The sequence below is a fragment of the Colwellia hornerae genome (assembly GCF_007954355.1).
Taxonomy (GTDB): Bacteria; Pseudomonadota; Gammaproteobacteria; order Enterobacterales; family Alteromonadaceae; genus Colwellia_A; species Colwellia_A hornerae.
On record NZ_VOLR01000094.1, the window covers coordinates 1 to 640 of the forward strand.

The window sequence follows — 640 nt, forward strand, 5'->3', positions numbered from 1 at the left end:
GCCCCGGTATGTAAATCGATACCGTAATCACAATGTTTTACGATTTCATTAAGAAAAATATGTGCAACACGCCCCGCTAAAGAGCCCTTCGCTGACCCTGGAAAACAACGGTTTAAATCACGACGGTCAGGCATATAACGACTTTGATTGACCACGCCATAGACGTTAACCATAGGCACAGCGATAACCGTACCTCGCGTTATTTTAAGTTTCTTTTCGTGGATCAAACGGCGAATAATTTCAATGCCATTTAATTCGTCGCCATGCACCGCCGCACTTAAAAAAATAGTCGGTCCCGGTTTTTTCGCGCGAATAATATGAACTGGCAAAGAAACATCGGCATCGGTATACAACTTAGCAACCGGCAACTCTATTTTACGCTGCTCTCCGGGTAAAATGTCGAACTCACCAATACGTAATATGTCTGTAGCACTCACTGTAATTATCCTTTACCACGTGTTTTAGTGTCATGAGGCTTGGCATTTTTTTCTAAAAATTCAAACACCATACCGGCAACATTTTTACCGGTCGCTTTTTCAATACCTTCAAGACCTGGAGATGAATTAACTTCCATCACCATAGGGCCATTTTGTGAACGCAGTAAATCAACGCCACACATGTTTAGGCCCATTGCTTTTGC

At 42.7% G+C, this 640-nt stretch carries 1 protein-coding gene and 1 pseudogene; both read right to left on the bottom strand.

Annotation, left to right across the window (positions count from 1 at the left end):
• Positions 1-437 (bottom strand): succinylglutamate desuccinylase/aspartoacylase family protein (locus ESZ26_RS19095; protein ID WP_211361250.1); only part of this gene is annotated, 437 nt, incomplete at its 3' end.
• A 5-nt stretch (positions 438-442) separates the two neighbouring features.
• Positions 443-640, bottom strand: a pseudogene (locus ESZ26_RS19100) (30S ribosomal protein S6--L-glutamate ligase); the annotation flags it as partial.